The sequence below is a fragment of the Leisingera sp. S132 genome (assembly GCF_025144465.1).
Classification (GTDB): domain Bacteria; phylum Pseudomonadota; class Alphaproteobacteria; order Rhodobacterales; family Rhodobacteraceae; genus Leisingera.
On record NZ_CP083553.1, the window covers coordinates 324,969 to 341,832 of the forward strand.

General features: G+C 60.6%; 15 protein-coding genes and 1 pseudogene. 12 read left to right on the forward strand and 4 right to left on the reverse strand.

The genetic code is table 11. The features are described from left to right. Window positions 1-501: 501 nt before the first annotated feature. The 6 genes and pseudogenes from K3725_RS01555 to K3725_RS01580 form a co-directional block, all read left to right on the forward strand. Window positions 502-1,170, forward strand: a complete 669-nt coding sequence (locus tag K3725_RS01555; protein WP_260017138.1) for a hypothetical protein — start codon at window positions 502-504, stop codon at window positions 1,168-1,170. Continuing rightward, window positions 1,170-3,362 carry a hypothetical protein gene (locus K3725_RS01560; protein WP_260017139.1) on the forward strand — a complete coding sequence of 731 codons (2,193 nt, stop codon included), beginning with the start codon at window positions 1,170-1,172 and terminating at the stop codon, window positions 3,360-3,362. Before K3725_RS01555 ends, K3725_RS01560 begins: the two co-directional genes overlap by 1 nt. A gap of 6 nt (window positions 3,363-3,368) precedes the next feature. Continuing rightward, complete coding sequence (locus K3725_RS01565; RefSeq protein ID WP_260017140.1) at window positions 3,369-4,343, forward strand: TniB family NTP-binding protein; 975 nt, start codon at window positions 3,369-3,371, stop codon at window positions 4,341-4,343. A gap of 89 nt (window positions 4,344-4,432) precedes the next feature. Continuing rightward, the gene (locus tag K3725_RS01570; RefSeq protein ID WP_260017141.1) at window positions 4,433-5,797 is read left to right on the forward strand and encodes a TniQ family protein; all 1,365 of its coding nucleotides are present in this window, start codon (window positions 4,433-4,435) and stop codon (window positions 5,795-5,797) included. 219 nt (window positions 5,798-6,016) lie between these two features. Next, window positions 6,017-6,919 (forward strand): IS5 family transposase, encoded by a 903-nt coding sequence (locus tag K3725_RS01575; RefSeq protein ID WP_260018548.1) that lies wholly within the window; start codon window positions 6,017-6,019, stop codon window positions 6,917-6,919. A gap of 37 nt (window positions 6,920-6,956) precedes the next feature. Then, a pseudogene (locus K3725_RS01580) lies at window positions 6,957-7,667 on the forward strand (AMP-binding protein); the annotation flags it as partial. A 23-nt stretch (window positions 7,668-7,690) separates the two neighbouring features. On the opposite strand, the gene K3725_RS01585 reads toward K3725_RS01580, so the two are convergent. Next, the gene (locus tag K3725_RS01585) at window positions 7,691-10,099 is read right to left on the reverse strand and encodes a YbcC family protein (protein WP_260017142.1); all 2,409 of its coding nucleotides are present in this window, start codon (window positions 10,097-10,099) and stop codon (window positions 7,691-7,693) included. A gap of 14 nt (window positions 10,100-10,113) precedes the next feature. Further along, a complete protein-coding gene (locus K3725_RS01590; RefSeq protein WP_260017143.1) occupies window positions 10,114-11,664 on the reverse strand; it encodes a proton-conducting transporter membrane subunit in 1,551 nt (516 codons plus the stop codon). Between the two features lie 111 nt (window positions 11,665-11,775). Here K3725_RS01590 and K3725_RS01595 point away from each other — a divergent pair, with 111 nt between their 5' ends. From K3725_RS01595 to rplP, 6 genes are all read left to right on the forward strand, one after another. Next, window positions 11,776-12,666 carry a LysR family transcriptional regulator gene (locus K3725_RS01595; protein WP_260017144.1) on the forward strand — a complete coding sequence of 297 codons (891 nt, stop codon included), beginning with the start codon at window positions 11,776-11,778 and terminating at the stop codon, window positions 12,664-12,666. 320 nt (window positions 12,667-12,986) lie between these two features. Further along, window positions 12,987-13,829 carry a 50S ribosomal protein L2 gene (rplB, locus tag K3725_RS01600; RefSeq protein WP_024088538.1) on the forward strand — a complete coding sequence of 281 codons (843 nt, stop codon included), beginning with the start codon at window positions 12,987-12,989 and terminating at the stop codon, window positions 13,827-13,829. Between the two features lie 3 nt (window positions 13,830-13,832). After that, a complete protein-coding gene (gene rpsS, locus K3725_RS01605; RefSeq protein WP_008554066.1) occupies window positions 13,833-14,111 on the forward strand; it encodes a 30S ribosomal protein S19 in 279 nt (92 codons plus the stop codon). A 3-nt stretch (window positions 14,112-14,114) separates the two neighbouring features. Further along, complete coding sequence (rplV, locus tag K3725_RS01610; RefSeq protein ID WP_008557868.1) at window positions 14,115-14,495, forward strand: 50S ribosomal protein L22; 381 nt, start codon at window positions 14,115-14,117, stop codon at window positions 14,493-14,495. After that, entirely contained in the window at window positions 14,495-15,205 is a 711-nt protein-coding gene (rpsC, locus tag K3725_RS01615) for a 30S ribosomal protein S3 (RefSeq protein WP_019297987.1), read from the forward strand. The genes rplV and rpsC overlap by 1 nt, the downstream gene beginning before the upstream one ends. 12 nt (window positions 15,206-15,217) lie before the next feature. Then, complete coding sequence (rplP, locus tag K3725_RS01620) at window positions 15,218-15,631, forward strand: 50S ribosomal protein L16 (RefSeq protein WP_019297988.1); 414 nt, start codon at window positions 15,218-15,220, stop codon at window positions 15,629-15,631. Window positions 15,632-15,710: 79 nt separating this feature from the next. Here the strand turns inward: rplP and K3725_RS01625 are convergent, their stop codons facing one another. Next, entirely contained in the window at window positions 15,711-16,511 is an 801-nt protein-coding gene (locus tag K3725_RS01625) for a DUF2145 domain-containing protein (RefSeq protein ID WP_260017145.1), read from the reverse strand. Continuing rightward, window positions 16,508-16,807, reverse strand: coding sequence for a hypothetical protein (locus K3725_RS01630; protein ID WP_260017146.1), 300 nt, complete (start codon window positions 16,805-16,807; stop codon window positions 16,508-16,510). Before K3725_RS01630 ends, K3725_RS01625 begins: the two co-directional genes overlap by 4 nt. Window positions 16,808-16,864 lie beyond the last annotated feature (57 nt).

Below are 16,864 nucleotides of genomic sequence, written 5' to 3' on the forward strand. Positions count from 1 at the left end.
GGCTGTTTCGACTCAAGATTTTCCCGGAGTCGAGCCAATATACACTCAAACGGCAAAAAGGAGTGTCCCAGACCAGCTATTAATACTTGAAAAGAAGAAGGCCCCAATCCGGAGGATGGGGCCTGAGTGAGCCGGGAATCCCGACTGTTTCCATGGCATAAGCCTATTCACTTCAAACGAAAGTGCAAGCGGTTTGCCCGGCATGTTTGTCAATTCAGGAACTGAGTTTCCTGGAAACGGAGAAGTCATGCTCAAATTCAAAGCCCGCATTGGGCGACAGCAAGAAAACCGGCGCGCTGCATGCAAATGGCAGCATGAGAAAGGGAACACGAAGCTGTGCTGGCAGCGGCGCGATGACCGCCGAACGGCTACGAACACCTTAGTGCTCTAGCGCCAGGGCGGGCCACACCCCGCCGAACCTGAAGACAACTGACACCTTACAAGCTCCTGAAAGCACCAGCTTTCAGGAGACGGAGACGGTGTGCCCAAGAGTGATCTGAAATGAACTACGATGACAACTATCGCCCCAGCCGCGGGCACCGCAAAATCGTCAAACGCTCTCCCTATCATTGGGTTGGCCAAACGACCTTCACGGCAGCAGACGGCCGCCAGCAAGCCTTCGGCTTCGGCAGCTATCTGGAATATCAAACTTCGCTGTGCTGCATCTATCGCCCTGGTTTTCTCGATCTAGAGGAACAGCTGGCTCCTGTGCTGGTCCGCAAGCTCTCTGGCGCGACTGCTCCGCACTGGCTCGATTTCCGCCTGACTTTAAAGAGTGGCAAGCGCATTGCATTGGCTGTGAAGCCCAAAAAGTTTGCAGAAAGGTATGAGTTTCGCGCTGAAATGCTGGCCGTCGCCGATGCCGCAATCCCTGCGGTGGCCGACGAATTGTGTGTTGTGACCGAGCAAAACATCGACCCGATAGAATTTCACAACGCCAAGCTTTTTCATTCCGCGCGGTTTCCGGAACCAGTCATGGACGAAGCTGTGGCTGAAGCTCTGAAATCGCTCAGGACGCCAACAATGATCCGCCAGTTTCTGGCGGAAAGCGGTATCGGCCCAGCTGGCTTCTACAGTGTTGTTCGCGCCATACACAAAGGTCTGCCAAAGGTCGCCTCAAATGAACGTATTGGCGCGGCAACAGTGATCTCAGGGAAAGCGATCCACTGATGGCGGCCCCATTCAAAAAATACCGATACCTGCTGGAACCGCGTTGCCGGTTCCGCATCGGTCCCCGGCACGCTGAAGTCATTGAACAGCGTGAGGAGGGTTATCTCGTCCTTTGGGAGGAATGGGTGGATCCCGATACCGGCGAGGTGCATGAGCGAAAGCCTGGCATGCTCACGCACGAGCGGGTCGCAAACGAAAACAACTATGGGCAGTTGGTCGTAATCCAGCGCCCCAAAGTGATAGTACTCGACAAGCAAACAATCCGTCGGCATTGGCGAACCCGCGACGAGACCTCACGTATGCTGGTCAAGAAGGCTCATGCCCTGGCCGCGGAAGAATTGATAGCCGAGGACATGTTCCAGGGGCGCCGGGCCGAGTTTGAGCGCTTTGCCGAGCTGATTACGTCTCGAGCACGGAGCATTCACGCAAAGCTCGTTGCTGAACTGGGAGAGCCTAAGGCGCGAAACGGAAAGCGTGCAGTTTATGGCTCTCTTCAGCGGCCAGAGCACCAGTTCAAGCTCAAGTTGCGCGGCGGCAGCAATGGTGGTCAGTCGTTTTACAACTGGTATCGGACGTGGAAATCGAAGGGCGAAGATGGCCTGTTTGACAAATACCGCAATTGCGGCGGCAACACGCCTTATCCGAGCGAACTTGACGATTTCGTTGCTGACCTCATTGACGCCCTGGTCGACAGGGAGCGGCTGGATTTCTCAGCGCTGAAGGATAGCGTGCGTGCGGCCATTCAGGCGGAAAACGCCCGCCGTTTTTCACAAACCCCTCCGCAACCTACGCTGCCCTTGCCGGGCTACGCTTACGTCCAGAAACAGGCGAGGCGAATGGGGTATGCTGCCCACGCCGGGCGTTCTCACGGAATTGATGATGCATACAAAGACTTGCATGCATTGGGGGTTGGAGTCGAAACGTCCCGCGCACTGGAAAGGGTCGAAATCGACGAATACACGATCGACCTGACCCTATTGATGAAGATCACAGGTCTTTTTGAATATCTGACACCTGACGAAAAAAAGGCGCTTGGACTTGATGGAGGCCGCCGGCGAGTTGTCATCTCGGCGGCCATCGACGTTCACACTCGCTGCTTGTTGGCTTTGCAGATCGTTCCAGAGGGGATCGCGGATCCGCTGCGCCAGACCCTCGAAATGATTTACACCGACAAGTCCCGTATCTCGGACGAACTCGGCTGCGAGCACGATTGGTATCAGCACGGCAAGGTGGAGGAGCTCATACTCGATCGGGCTGGTAAGTACATTTCAGATGAAGCGTACCACATCTTGGCATCGCTTGGGATTACCAACCTTGGGGCACCTGCTGGTAAACCTTGGTTGAAGCCATTTATCGAGCGTGTGTTCCGAACTATCCATCGCAAGCTCCTGGCGCGGTTTTCAGGCCGGAACTTCTCCAACCCTGTGGAGCGGGGCAGCAACGACCCTGCTGCAAGAGCAACCCTGACGGTGGAGGAGTTCCTCTGTTGGCTGGTTCGCTGGACAGTTGATGCCTATCACAATGATCGGCATTCCGGGCTTGGCATTACTCCGCTGCAGGCCTGGGAGCGGGCCACCGCCGATGTCCGTCCAAAAACGTTATCAAACCGTGAGATGCGTCTTGCTTTTGGCACCCGGCTGACACGGAAGTCCGGGCGCCATGGCATTCGGGTAATGTGCCTGAACTATCAGACAGACTTTGTAATAAAGCAGTTCGCCGACAAAGGGCCTGAGACCGCCGAGGTTTGCTATTGGCACGGCGATGTCGGAGCCATCGAAGTGCGCTACGACAACGGCGATTGGACAACTGTCACGGCAGCCGACGAAGAATGGATCGGCAAGACAGATGATGATCTGCGTGAATGGCTTGTAGAGTGCAACGAGATCAATCCAGAAGCCGAAGAGGCGCGCTTGCGCTTGATCCACGAACTGGACAAGCGTTCCAACCGGCTGAAGTGCCTGAACAAACTCTACGCCCGCCCTCGGGAGGCACAGGATCTGGCGAATGCGGAAACGTATTTTTCCCAGTTCACGGATACAGCCGAGCGCCGTCATTTGGCTGGCCCAGCAGAGGATCTGTTCGCTGGAAAGGTTCAGCCCGCTAAGGCACCGCACACATTAAACGCGGACAACGGCGCCGCGGCCACGACCCCCCAAACTTCCGAAAACCCCGACGACGACCTGATGGAGTAATCCAAGATGAATAGTACCCAACCCACATGCACTGCCGCTCCCGATGTTTCCAACCTGCAGACTTGGCTTGCTGACAGGTATTTTCGGCTCGATCGCGACGAGGCACTGACCGACTGCCTGACAGATATCTTTACCATCGATGGGGCCGGGGCGCTGACTGCCACACCAGTTCGCGACCCGTTGAATGGTGAGACCGCTGGGCTGATGCTGATAGGGGATTCCGGTTCGGGCAAGTCGTCGCTTTTGCGGCGCATGCTGCGCACCAATCCAGCGTTCTCAGTGATTTCTGAGACATCCGAAGGGAATACGCTGTTCGAAACAGTGAAGCCTGCCGCGACTATTAAGAGCCTTGCCATCACGATCGCAGAACGAACCGGCTATACAAAGATGAAGTCGAACATTCACGGCGACGAAGCTTGGGAGGTGGCGCGCCACCGCATGTCTGTGTGCGGGGTGAGCCTTCTCGTGATCGATGAAGCTCATCATCTTCTTCGGAAGGGCAGCGGCAGGGATACTGAAGGTGCGGTTCAGACGATGAAGAACCTGTTGCAGGGCGACAGCTCCGTGGCGGTCATTCTCTCCGGTGTTCAGAAGCTGTACGAGGGAGTCTTGTCAGACCCAGAAACAGACCGGCGGTTTATCAAAATGCGCCTGCGGCGCATTCAGGAAGGGTCTGGCGAGGCACATCGTTTCGGCCTTTGCGTCGCAAAATGTGCCCAGCATCTCGGGCTCGATCTGCCAGCGGAAATGTGCTTTGCGGAGCGCGTTCTGTTTGCAGAAAATGGCGATGCCGGCCGGAGCATTCGCCTCGCCAAACAGACCCTGCGCCGTGCCATGATCATGAACAGGAGGGCCGTTGATCTGAGCGATGCAGCCCTCTGTTTCGAAAAGATTCATCTCGGACGGGAGGCTGCTCCATTTGCCAGTGGTGATTGGTCCACCATTCGCGAGAACCTGGAAAGCATGGGGTGGGTCCGATGAGCACCTTAAGGCCCTACATCCCTTTCGATCTGCGGGAAACCCTGCTGTCTTATGCGGCTCGCCTTTCTGCGGTTCACACAGGAAAGGGCATGAGACGGCTGTTGAATGATCTCCGCATCCCAGTCGAGAATTTCCTGATGGGCCGCCACGAAGCCGTCGAAGCGTTTGCCAGCGCCACCGGCAGTGACGCCGAAATCCTGAAATCTGCTGCTCTGACAGGGAAGAAAAATCACGTCGAATTTCGTGGTGCGAAAATGTCGAAAACCTTCGTTGTGCGGCAAGCAGACAAGTACTGTCCTGTCTGCCTTGCCGAGGACGGCAGCCCATACGCATGGCGGCAACAGCTGATCTGGTGTTTTGCACCGGCCCACCGATGCGTCCATCATAACACATCGCTCCGTCGGATTACCCAGAAAGGGTTCGATCTGCGGGATGGCCTGGTCGCGCCGGGAGCAGGTGCAGTCACACCCTGTGACGGGGACCAGCCTGAGTATCTGGCCTGGCTGGACAACCGCTTGCACGGACCACGGGAAGAACCAAAGTGGCTGACCGGTCAAACAGTCCAACAGGTTCTTGAGACCTCCATGATGATGGGCGCGGTGTTGGAGCATGGTCACAAGGTGCGCCCTCACAAGCTCCGCGCAAATGATCAGGAAGCGGCTGCCGACATTGGCTTTGCTATTTACCGGGAAGGCGCAGGTGCCGTGACCGAGGCTCTCGACACTATCCGCCGCAGATCTCCGGCGACTGCGGTTCAAGCCGGGCCGCTCGCAAAGTATGGCCCCCTGTTCGATTGGCTGGACCGCCGCTGCAACGCAATTGACCCCGGCCCGGTACGGGATCTGTTGCGCAACCACATTATCAAGCATGACGCACTCAGCCGAGGTGACACGGTGCTTGGATACGAAATCAGGGAACGCCGGTACCACTCTGTCCATAGCCTGAGCGAGGAAACCAGTATTCCCCGTGTTCGCATGTCCCGGATGTTGCAAAAATTGGGGAAGATACCTGCGGGGGCGACCCATGCCGAATGTGGTCTGTTGCGGTTCGATGCCCAGGAGATCACCGGATTGATTGCAGATTTCCAGACTGCCATCGAGATGAAGGACGTCCCGGCCTATATTGGCGCATCCAAGAACCAGTTCCAAACTCTCTACGCTGGCGGGATCATTCGCCCTTTGGTTCCTCGCGATAAACCTGGCGCTGTGCGGAATGTTGCTTTCTCGCGGCGCCATCTCGACACATTCCTCGAAACGCTCAACGCGCTGCCGGTGGCATCGGAAACCGGAAAGGAACTGCAAACAATCGCATATGCATGCCAGCGCGGTGCTGGGACAACGCTCAACTTGGTCTACGGCATACTGTCAGGTGAAATCCCAGCTTGGCGCCGGGACACGCCACCAGGATTGTCGCAAGTTCTGGTATCTCTGACAGATGCTGTCGGTGCCGAATAGCAAATAGCGAAATCAGGATTTGCCGTTTCGAGGGTCCGCTTTGCGGGCCCTTTTCTTTTGGCGGACGCAGTGGTTTCGGTGGTAACTCGTGCCAATTCTGGTGGGAACTCGTGCCGGACGGAGAATGGGTGATCGCATAAGCATTTGATTTTTAATCAGTAAATTTAGAGCCGGTGGGAACTTGATCAAGATTTACAACCAACACCCCCGACCTACAAGATCAAGAACTGGCGGGCCTATAACGAAGCGCTGAAGCGTCGTGGCTCTCTGACGATCTGGTTCGATCCCGAGATGACGTGGGAGGCCCGGCCGACCGGCAAGAGAGGCCGACAGCCCATCTATAGCGACGCCGCGATCAAGACCTGCCTGACGATGAAGGTGCTGTTCCGTATGGCGCTCAGGCAGACGACCGGCTTCGTGGAAAGTCTCCTGCGATTGAGTGGATTGGACTGGTCGGTACCGGATTTTAGCACGCTTTCACGCCGCCAGAAGTCTCTCGCCGTGAACATCCCGTATCGTGGTTCTGAGGGGCCGCTACACCTGCTGATCGACAGCACTGGGATAAAGGTAGAGGGCGAAGGCGAGTGGAATGCGCGCAAGCACGGTGGCTCGAAACGCCGCGTGTGGCGCAAGGTTCACCTCGGTATCGACGAAAAGACACTGGAAATCCGGGCAGTCGAGTTCACCAGTAGCAACATTGGTGATGCGCCCATGCTGCCGGAACTGCTTAATCAGATCCCGCCCGAGCAGGAGATCGGCAGTGTCACGGCAGATGGCGCCTACGATACGCGCAAGTGCCACGATGCCATCGCCAACCGAGGTGCCAATGCCGTCGTCCCGCCCCGCAAGAACGCCAAGCCCTGGAAACCCGACACCGCAGGCGCGATTGCGCGCAACGAAGCGCTGCGGGCGTCGAAATACCTTGGCCGAGCGCTTTGGCGGAAATGGAGTGGATACCACCGCCGAAGTCGTGCCGAAACCAAGATGCACTGCATGAAACTGCTGGGACAAAGACTGATGGCACGGGATCCTGGACGTCAGGTTGCCGAGCTTCAGCTCCGTGTTGCGGTCATGAACGGATTCACCGCGCTTGGCATACCCGTCACAGAGGCAGTGGGATAAGTCCGTCTGGGGAAAGGGGAACCTTGGCCCTCAACCGATTTGCGCAACAGAGTCGCTGCCGCCGCTAACCTTCCTGGAACGCGCCGCCAGCGTCTTTCCGGACCGCACGGCGATCGTGCATGGGTCCTTGCGGCGCAGCTATGCAGAGTTTTATGCGCGCTCGCGGCGGCTGGCCTCTGCCCTGGCCAAGAACGGCATCACCCGCGGCGACACCGTGTCGGCGCTGCTGCCCAACACGCCGGCAATGCTTGAGTGCCATTACGGCGTGCCGATGTGCGGCGCGGTGCTGCACTCGATCAACACAAGGCTGGATGCAGCGGTCATTGCGTTCCAGCTCGACCACGCGATGTCGAAGCTGGTGATCGTCGACAGCGAATTCATGCCGCTGCTGCAGGAGGCGCTGGGGCTTGCCACGGTCTCGCCGGTTCTGATCCAGTATGATGACCCAGAGTATGACGGTGTGTCGGCAGATGCAGAGGCCGCTGACTACGAGGTGTTTCTGACCCGCGGCAACCCGGATTTCGCCTGGCTGATGCCGGAGGACGAATGGGATGCGATCTCGATCAACTACACCTCCGGCACCACCGGCGACCCCAAGGGCGTGGTCTCGCACCACCGGGGCGCCTATCTGCTGGCGCAGGGCAATGCGCTGACCACCTCGATGCAGAAGCACGCGGTCTATCTTTGGACCCTGCCGATGTTCCACTGCAACGGCTGGTGCTTCCCATGGAGGATCAGAATCACCATACTTTCGAATTCCGGGGCAGAGGGTTACTCCGCAGCCATCGCGTGAGGAGCTCCGGAGCGCTCGTTGAAGCCTGCCCACTTGAGGCCGGGGCGGTAGCGCCAGGCCAGCTTGCCTTCGCCGTCCATTGCGATCAGGTGCAGCCAGCCGTTGTCAAACAGCTCACGCACTCCAGGGTGGCGTTTCAGGATCTCCGACATCGCCTCGCGCGGGGCTTCGATGATCACGGTCAGGCGCAGCGGGTCGTGCTGCAGACCGGTGCCGTCGTGAACGGATTGCCACGGCAGCCCCGGACGCGGCGCGCCGGTGTTGCCCTCGAGAACGCCGATCCCGCCGACCACGTTGTGAAGCAGCTTGTTGCCGCCGCCGAACAGGGATGGCGCCACGGTGGAACCGTAATACTGAAGGCTGATCCAGCTTGCGACGACCACCGGGGCCGTCATGATCAGCTCTAGCACGCCGAACCCTTCGTCCCGCTGCCAGTCGTAGTTGTGCAGGAAGGCCTGGCCGGACAGGTCCGCGCCGCCGGTCCGGTGGCGCGGCGCCGCGACAAAGGCGCGGCATCCTGCCAGGCCCCATTCAGGGCGTGTCTCAGCCCAATCCCGTGCCCGTAGGGCAATCGCAGCGGCGCAGTCCGCACGCGGCAGGCGCGCTGCGCGCTCGGCACGTGCCAGGCTCCCGGCGGCGGCGAGCCATGTTTTCAGCTGCTTCAGGTCTTGCTTCGGCTTCCCAACCGGCAGGTCCTGTTCAAACAGGATCAGATCGTCGGTCGTGGTATGGTGAAGCGCCGGCACGAAGACCGTATCGGAGGGGATGCTGATCCCCTTGTCCCGCAGGCCTGCCTGCACGCTTGGGTCGTTCAAGAGGCCGGCCAGCAGGCGGGCATTCACATCTCCAGCGTAACCGCCGCAGGCACCGCAGTGCAGCGCGCTTTCGTGCGGGTTGTTGGCCACCCGGGCGCCGTGGCCTGCCAGCAGCACGATCCGTGCGAAGTTTTTCGTCAGCGACATGGCTGTCAGCACCGACTTGGCCATGCCCACGCGGGTTTCCAGATCGATTGCCGGGTCCATCACGGGCGCAGGATCTGCGGCTGGCTGGCGGTTCAGGCCCAGTGCTTCGCGGACCAGTTTGCCGACATAAATCGGGCCGGCGGCCTCTACAAAGGCAAAGGACGAGACGGCGGCGAGCTTGAACCGGCCCCAGGCGCGCTTGGCCCGCGCCGCGTAACGGCGGTTGAGATCGGCTTGCCCGGGTTCGCTTGCACTGGAGGCCAGGCCGGGCCGCAGCAGCACCGGGTTGCGCCTTTCGGTCACATCCGAGCCTGCGGCCTTATGGGCGCTGGCCAGGCCGAAGAAGCCGGCAAAACCAATCGTTTGAATGCTGCTGTTTTGCGCCTCCAGCGCGCGGCGGAACACTTCGGAACGCACGTCGATGCAGAAGGCTGCCTGCAGCTCCGGGCGCCCTTCGGTTTGCAGCGGTTTGCCCTGCAGCAGCTTGGCCTCCAGGGCGCGTTGCCCGGCCCGTTCTGCGGCGTCCTGCAGAACAGCGTCGATGACCAGGTCCGCAGACGGGGTGACCGGGGCCTGATGGGCCGCGATAACCTCCGTCCAGCGTGCCAGGATCTGGCTTTTGTAAAGTTCGAACAGGGCTTCATCGAAGACCATCCGGATGGCCAGAAGCTCTGTCACCGTGCTGTCCTGCTTGCCCTCCAGTTCCGCTTGCCACAGGAGATAGCGGCTGTACTGGGCCCAGCCGCCCAGCGTCATCAGCCAGCGGTGGAATGCAGTTGCTGCGGCGCTGGAGGTCACGCCAAGGGTTTCCGACGCCCGGCCAATGGCCCGCCAATGCGACCGGTTGGTGTCCGCCACAAAGGCGCAGAAACCCGTCAGGCCGTGGATTTCCGGCGTCAGGTCACGCGCGGCAAAGTCCCGCCAGGCACTGAAAGCGCCGCCGTTGCCGTCCTGCTGCCACAGGGCCTGCCCCTGGTCGAAATGGCTCGCGGCCCATACGCTGATGCGGTCCTCGATCAGTCCCGGCCAGTCGATGCCCGAAACGTCTGCCGCCAGTTCTGCCACGGTGGGAAGGGCTTGGGGGGCGGCCGCCTCAGTGGCCAGGGCGGCTTTTATGTCTTGCAGGTCCGGCGCATTGAACCGGCTTTCGGCCGCAGCCAGAGCATCTTGCAGGTCGGCTTCGGTGATGCTGCCTGCCTCCAGTTTCTGGGCCCAATGCGCGCGCGACGGTGTAATCCGGGCACCCCCTGCGCGCTCAAGACGCGCAGCGGTGACTGCCAGGGGCTCGCCAGTCTGACCGAGGAACGGGTTCACCGCAACATTGGCAGAGAGCGGGAAGAGCGGCGGGATCGCCTTGGCGGCAGTGTTGGCTTCGGCAACAAGTTCCAGCAGGGCGGCGGGGTAGGACTCGAGTTTCGCAAACATGAGCGGGTTTCCTTTCAGGCAGCAGCGCGCTTGGACCAACCGTCCAGCAGCTTGTCGAAGATCGCATTGGCATAGAGGCCGTTTGTCAGATGGACGCGCAGTCCGGCAGCCGCTGGGTGAGATGCCCACAGCGGGAAGGTTGCCTGCGCCACGGCCACCAGGCCAAAGCTGGCGAGGGCGAGGAGGATGAGCGCCCATTCCAGCGGGCCGGGGCTTGGGGCCGGCGGCAGGCTGCCCGCGGTCAGATGCTGGGCGATGACTTGCAGGGCAAAGTAGCTGACCGAGGCTGCCAGGGCATAGGCCGCGGTCCGCTGCATCAGAGCCCGCGGCGCCGCATCGGCAAAGCCCTGCGCCAGCAGGTAGGCGACACCGAAGATCAGGATCACACCCAGGGCAATGGCCTGGACCGACTTGCCGTCAAATCCCAGAACCGTGCCCACGCTGCAGTAGATCACGATTGCAATGGCAAAGGCCTGCAGCACGTTGCGCGCGCTTGGCACTGCTACCGGGCCGGGGCGGCGGATCGCGGCGACGTTGCGCACCGCCTCGCCCGAGCTGAGGAAGGCATGCGCCTTGTAGAGCGAGTGCGCCACGATGTGCAGCAGGGCAAGCGGGAACAGCGCCAGGCCGCATTGCATGATCATGAAGGCCATCTGTGCGATGGTTGACCAGGCCAGCGACGTCTTGACCGCCGGCTGGGCCAGCATCACCAGTCCGCCGAACAGCGCCGTGAACCCGCCGAGCATGACCAGAAGCGCCATCACACCCGGTGCCAGCAGCATCACGTCGGCAAAGCGGATCAGCAGGAACCCGCCTGCGTTGATCACACCTGCGTGCAGCAGAGCGGAGACCGGTGTGGGCGCTTCCATCACTTCGGTCAGCCAGCCGTGCAGCGGGAACTGCGCCGAGGCCAGAACCGCCGCCGCGGCGATCAGCAGGGCAGCCGCGGCCGTCAACCAGCCGGCTCCGGCCGTGGACAGGATCGTTTCGATATCCGTCGTTCCGGTTGCAGCGATCAGCAGAACAACCGCGCCGGCCAGGGCGCCCTCGCTCAGCCGCGCAACCACGGCCTTCTTGCGGGCAGCCCGCCGGGCTGTTGCGCGTTCGGGGTAAAACAGCAGCAGCTGGTTCAGCGCCAGACTGGTCAATGTCCAGGCCGCAATAAGCTGAACAAGGTTGCCGGACATCACCAGCAGCAAGACGGAGGCCAGTGCCGTGCTCACCCAGCCCGTGAAGGCGCCCTGCCGGTCTTCACCGTCCAGGTAGGTCTTGGAAAAGCGCAGGACGATCCAGCCGATGAAGCTGACCAGAACCAGCATGACCGCGCTCACCGCGTCCAGCCGCACCGAAAACCCGGCCCCGAAAAGCCCGATCAATGCCGAAGTTCCGGAACCGTTCAAAATCAGCAGCGCGGCAGCTGCCGCCGCGATGGCAAAGGCGGCAAAGGCAGCGGCCTCGGCCAGTTCGGGCACCCGTCCGGGGCGTTTGCCCGGATGGCGGAACGCAAAGAATGCCGCCGCCAGCAGGATCAGCGGGCTGAGGAGGGGCAGAAGAAGATAGGTCATGATCGGAACCCTTCAGTTTTCTCGGTCAGAGACATCTGGAAATGCATAAGACAGAGCTTTCTGTGATAAAAATTCATTGTTTGATCATTTTCGTTCCATTAAATGAAACGAATGCCTTTGAACTATCATCACCTCCGGTACTTTTGGGCGGTTGCGCATGACGGCAACCTGACCCGCACCGCGCAACGGCTGAACCTGTCGCAGTCGGCGCTGTCGGTTCAGATCAAGCAATTGGAAGAGCGCCTGGGGCACGACCTGTTCGAGCGCCGCGGGCGGCAGCTGCATCTGACTGAGGCCGGGCGTATCGCGCTGGGCCACGCAGATGCGATATTTTCAACCGGGCAGGAGCTTGTTGCCACCCTGTCGGGGACGGTCCAAAGCCGGAAGGCCCTGCGTGTGGGGGCGCTCGCGACTCTGTCCCGTAACTTTCAGATCGGGTTTCTGAGGCCAATCCTTTCGCGCAGCGACGTTGAAGTTGTCCTGCGCTCTGGCAGCCCTGCGGAGTTGCTCGAAGGCCTGGGGACGCTCAACGTTGATTTGGTGCTGATGAACCAGCCGCCGCCGGACGACAGCCTGACCCCCTATGAGACGCATAAGATCGGTGAGCAGGACGTCAGCATTGTCGGCAGCCCCGCGCGGCTGGACCCGGACCGTCCGCTGCGGGAGCTTCTTCTGGAGCAGCCCTTCATCCTGCCAACTGCCGGCAGCAGCGTGCGCACGGCTTTTGATGCTCTGGCCAGCCGGTTGTCGGTCCGCCCGCAGATCGCTGCTGAGGTGGATGACATGGCCATGATGCGGCTTCTGGCACGGGAGGATATCGGGCTGGCCCTTGTTGCTCCCATTGTCGTGACGGATGAATTGAACTCCGGCAGGCTAAGGGAAGCCAGCGAGCATCCCCGGATCCAGGAAACATTCTATGCGGTGACGCTCCGCCGCCGGTTCCCGAACCCTTTGGTTCAGGACCTGCTCGAACGGCATGCCGCGTCGGCGTTCCTGTCCTGAGACACGCGGGCAGAGCTGATACTGCCAGGGTGGCACCTGCCAGCCGGATGGTCCAGAGTGAGGGGCGGGACAGTTATCCAGCGGCCTGACGGCAATCGCTGAAAAGCCGGAAGTCTGTCATTGCCACCTCCCGGCGACTCTGCTAAACGCCATCCATCCTGAAGACCCCGGATTCGTTTCCGGGGTCGTTATGTTTGTCAGGACACTCGAACTCGGGGACCTTCGGGGCCCTATAACTCAGGCACCTACGGGGGCCTTCAACATAGCTGGGCCAAAGACAAGAACCTAAGGCCTGGCACGCTAAACGGAAGACAGAAAGCATGGCACTCAAGTCGTATAAACCGACGACGCCGGGCCAGCGTGGGCTGGTTCTGATCGACCGTTCGGAGCTTTGGAAAGGGCGTCCGGTCAAGTCTCTCACTGAGGGTCTGACCAAATCGGGCGGCCGGAACAACACCGGACGGATCACTGCACGCCGCCGTGGCGGCGGCGCAAAGCGCCTCTACCGGATCGTTGACTTCAAACGGAACAAATTTGATGTAGCGGCCACCGTTGAGCGGATCGAATACGACCCGAACCGGACCGCATTCATCGCGCTGATCAAATACGAAGACGGCGAACAAGCCTACATCCTGGCGCCGCAGCGTCTGGCAGTTGGCGACAAGGTCATCGCTTCCGCGAAGGCCGACATCAAGCCGGGCAACGCAATGCCGTTCTCGGGCATGCCGATCGGTACCATCGTTCACAACATCGAAATGAAGCCCGGCAAAGGCGGCCAGATCGCCCGTGCAGCCGGTACTTACGCTCAGTTCGTTGGCCGTGACGGCGGTTACGCTCAGATCCGCCTGTCCTCGGGCGAACTGCGCCTGGTCCGTCAGGAATGCATGGCCACCGTCGGTGCCGTGTCGAACCCGGACAACTCGAACCAGAACTTCGGTAAAGCCGGCCGTATGCGCCACAAGGGCAAGCGTCCTTCCGTGCGTGGTGTCGTCATGAACCCGATCGACCACCCCCACGGCGGTGGTGAAGGCCGGACCTCCGGTGGCCGCCACCCGGTGACCCCCTGGGGTAAACCGACCAAGGGCAAACGGACCCGCAACAAAAACAAGGCGTCGCAGAAGCTCATCGTCCGCTCGCGCCACGCCAAGAAGAAAGGCCGCTAATCCATGGCACGTTCCGTATGGAAGGGCCCCTTCGTTGATGCTTACGTCCTGAAGAAGGCCGAAGCAGCGCGTGAATCGGGCCGCAATGAAGTGATCAAGATCTGGTCGCGCCGTTCCACCATCCTGCCGCAGTTCGTCGGCCTGACCTTTGGTGTGTACAACGGCCAGAAGCATATCCCCGTCAACGTCTCGGAAGACATGATCGGTCAGAAGTTCGGTGAATACTCTCCGACCCGCACCTATTATGGCCACGCCGCAGACAAAAAAGCGAAGCGGAAGTAAGTCATGGGCAAGGAAAAGAACCCCCGCCGCGTGGCAGACAACGAAGCAATGGCAAAACTGCGCATGCTCCGTACCTCCCCGCAGAAACTGAACCTGGTGGCTCAGATGATCCGCGGCAAGAAAGTTGAGAAGGCCCTGACCGACCTGACTTTCTCCAACAAGCGGATCGCGCAGGACGTGAAGAAATGCCTTCAGTCCGCCATCGCGAATGCTGAAAACAACCACAACCTGGACGTCGATGAACTGATCGTCGCCGAGGCATGGGTTGGCAAGAACCTGACCATGAAGCGCGGCCGTCCGCGTGCCCGTGGCCGGTTCGGCAAAATCCTGAAGCCGTTCGCGGAGATCACCATCAAGGTGCGTCAAGTTGAGGAGCAAGCCTAATGGGTCAGAAAGTCAATCCGATCGGCATGCGCCTGCAGGTGAACCGCACCTGGGACAGCCGCTGGTACGCCGACACCAAAGACTACGGTGATCTGCTGCTCGAGGACCTGAAAATCCGCGAGTTCATCAAGGAAGAATGCAAGCAGGCTGGCATTGCGCGCGTCATCATCGAGCGCCCGCACAAGAAATGCCGCGTGACCATTCACACCGCCCGTCCGGGCGTCATCATCGGCAAGAAAGGCGCGGACATCGAAGTCCTGCGCAAGAAGATTGCCAAGATGACCGACTCCGAGCTGCACCTCAACATCGTTGAAGTGCGCAAGCCGGAACTGGACGCTCAGCTGGTCGGCGAGTCCATCGCCCAGCAGCTGGAGCGCCGTGTGTCCTTCCGCCGTGCCATGAAACGGGCCGTGCAGAACGCCATGCGCATGGGCGCCCTGGGTATCCGGGTGAACGTCGCCGGTCGTCTGGGCGGTGCGGAAATCGCGCGTACCGAATGGTACCGTGAAGGCCGCGTGCCGCTGCACACCCTGCGTGCCGACATCGATTACGCACACTCCGAAGCGATGACCCCCTACGGGATCATCGGGATCAAGGTCTGGATCTTCAAAGGCGAGATCATGGAGCACGATCCTTCGGCGCGTGACCGTAAAGCACAAGAAATCCAAGACGGCCCTGCACCCCGTGGTGCTGGTGGCGGCCGTCGCTAAGGAGGATTTGAGATGCTTCAGCCAAAGCGCACTAAATTCCGCAAAATGCACAAGGGCCGGATCCACGGCCTGGCAAAAGGCGGTTCCGACCTGAACTTCGGCACCTATGGCCTGAAGGCGACCCAGCCTGAGCGTGTGACTGCACGCCAGATCGAAGCTGCCCGCCGTGCCATGACCCGCCACATGAAGCGTCAGGGCCGTGTCTGGATCCGTATCTTCCCGGACACTCCGGTGACCTCGAAGCCGACCGAAGTCCGTATGGGTAAAGGTAAAGGCTCCGTGGACTACTGGGCAGCCAAGGTTAAGCCTGGCCGCGTGATGTTCGAGATCGACGGCGTCAGCGATGAAATCGCACGCGAGGCCCTGCGCCTGGCCGCGATGAAGCTGCCGGTCAAGACCCGCGTCGTGGTCCGCGAAGACTGGTAAACTCTGCCGGTCATAGAGAATAAAAAGCCCCCCGCTGAGCAATCAGCGGGGGGCTTTCTTGTTTTTCGGCTGGGGCAGTTTATAGCCCCACCGCCCTGTCAGGCGTGAGCTGGTAGATCTCTGAGGCGAGGTTCCTGGCCCGCAAATAGCGTGCCAGAGAGCCAAAGGTCACGGTTGCAACACCCTTGCCATGATCGGATGTTGTCAGCGCAGCAGAGGCGGCAGGGGCCAGAAGCCGCTTCAGCCCGCTGATGCGGATCGGCTGGGGGTGAAATTCGGCGGCGACCCGGGCTTTGATCCGGGCTTTGTCCGTCGTGCCGTAGATGCTTGAGATCAGCAGGTCCAGGGTCAGCTCGTTGCAGTTCTGGAACTGCGTTGTGTTGGGGTTGGACAGCACCGAGTAATTGGGATTGTGCAGTGCGGGATAGACCGGGCTGGCGATGGCCTTCAGCAATTTGCGCTGCAGGTGCGGGGCGGGGATGATGATGCCCGTATCCAGCGTGTGGGCGCTTCTGAAGAAGTCTGCGGGCGCCTCTTGCACCAGAGAACTTCGGGTCAGGTCATTCTGGTCCTGATAGAGATTGTACACCCGGTAGCCTTTAGCGCTGCTGCCATCCGGAGCTTTGATCGTTGAGTACACCCACAGGGCGGTATGCGTGTAGTTCACCCCCTCCGGCAGCGTGTGCGGCGGCCGCCCGGTCCGGGCGACAATTGCGATACCGGCGCCGCGGGCCGCCAGATCCAGTTGCACCTGATTTGAGAAGGCGGCGGTATCAGAAATGGGCAAATGCGTCTTGCCGGTTTCGCTGCTGCCAGCCGCAGCAGGGGCGGCATGGAGGGCTGCCGCAGCAGCCATCGCAATGAATATCCGGCGGATCATCGGTTGCCCCCTTGTACCGGCTGCGGGGCTTGCCCCAGGGCAGGGTGGCTGTGGGCATGGCTGTGAGGATGGGGGGAGGCCAGCGCGCCTGCGGACACCACAAGCCCGGCGCCCACCGCCAGAACGGGAATGGCAACAATCGCCACAGCGGTAGCAGCCGCAGCTTCGCTGCTGGCGGCGGCACTGTATCCGGAATGCTGAAGGCTTTGTGCCGAATGCTGGGTGCTGGGGCCTGCTGCGGCTTGGGATGCTGCGCAAACCGCCACGGCCGCCAGCAGTTTCTTGGAAATAGGCATATTCTGAACTCCGTTCATGAACGATGTTCAGTATGTTGCGCACCCTGGGTGGCTCTG

Coding starts and splice junctions, on each gene's coding strand:
- rpsS (WP_008554066.1), top strand. CDS start 13,833: ATGGCACGTTCCGTATGGAAGGGCCCCTTCGTTGATGCTTACGTCCTG.
- K3725_RS01625 (WP_260017145.1), bottom strand. CDS start 16,511: ATGATCCGCCGGATATTCATTGCGATGGCTGCTGCGGCAGCCCTCCAT.
- rplP (WP_019297988.1), top strand. CDS start 15,218: ATGCTTCAGCCAAAGCGCACTAAATTCCGCAAAATGCACAAGGGCCGG.
- rplV (WP_008557868.1), top strand. CDS start 14,115: ATGGGCAAGGAAAAGAACCCCCGCCGCGTGGCAGACAACGAAGCAATG.
- rpsC (WP_019297987.1), top strand. CDS start 14,495: ATGGGTCAGAAAGTCAATCCGATCGGCATGCGCCTGCAGGTGAACCGC.
- K3725_RS01565 (WP_260017140.1), top strand. CDS start 3,369: ATGAATAGTACCCAACCCACATGCACTGCCGCTCCCGATGTTTCCAAC.
- K3725_RS01555 (WP_260017138.1), top strand. CDS start 502: ATGAACTACGATGACAACTATCGCCCCAGCCGCGGGCACCGCAAAATC.
- rplB (WP_024088538.1), top strand. CDS start 12,987: ATGGCACTCAAGTCGTATAAACCGACGACGCCGGGCCAGCGTGGGCTG.
- K3725_RS01595 (WP_260017144.1), top strand. CDS start 11,776: ATGCCTTTGAACTATCATCACCTCCGGTACTTTTGGGCGGTTGCGCAT.
- K3725_RS01570 (WP_260017141.1), top strand. CDS start 4,433: ATGAGACGGCTGTTGAATGATCTCCGCATCCCAGTCGAGAATTTCCTG.
- K3725_RS01560 (WP_260017139.1), top strand. CDS start 1,170: ATGGCGGCCCCATTCAAAAAATACCGATACCTGCTGGAACCGCGTTGC.
- K3725_RS01590 (WP_260017143.1), bottom strand. CDS start 11,664: ATGACCTATCTTCTTCTGCCCCTCCTCAGCCCGCTGATCCTGCTGGCG.
- K3725_RS01630 (WP_260017146.1), bottom strand. CDS start 16,807: ATGCCTATTTCCAAGAAACTGCTGGCGGCCGTGGCGGTTTGCGCAGCA.
- K3725_RS01585 (WP_260017142.1), bottom strand. CDS start 10,099: ATGTTTGCGAAACTCGAGTCCTACCCCGCCGCCCTGCTGGAACTTGTT.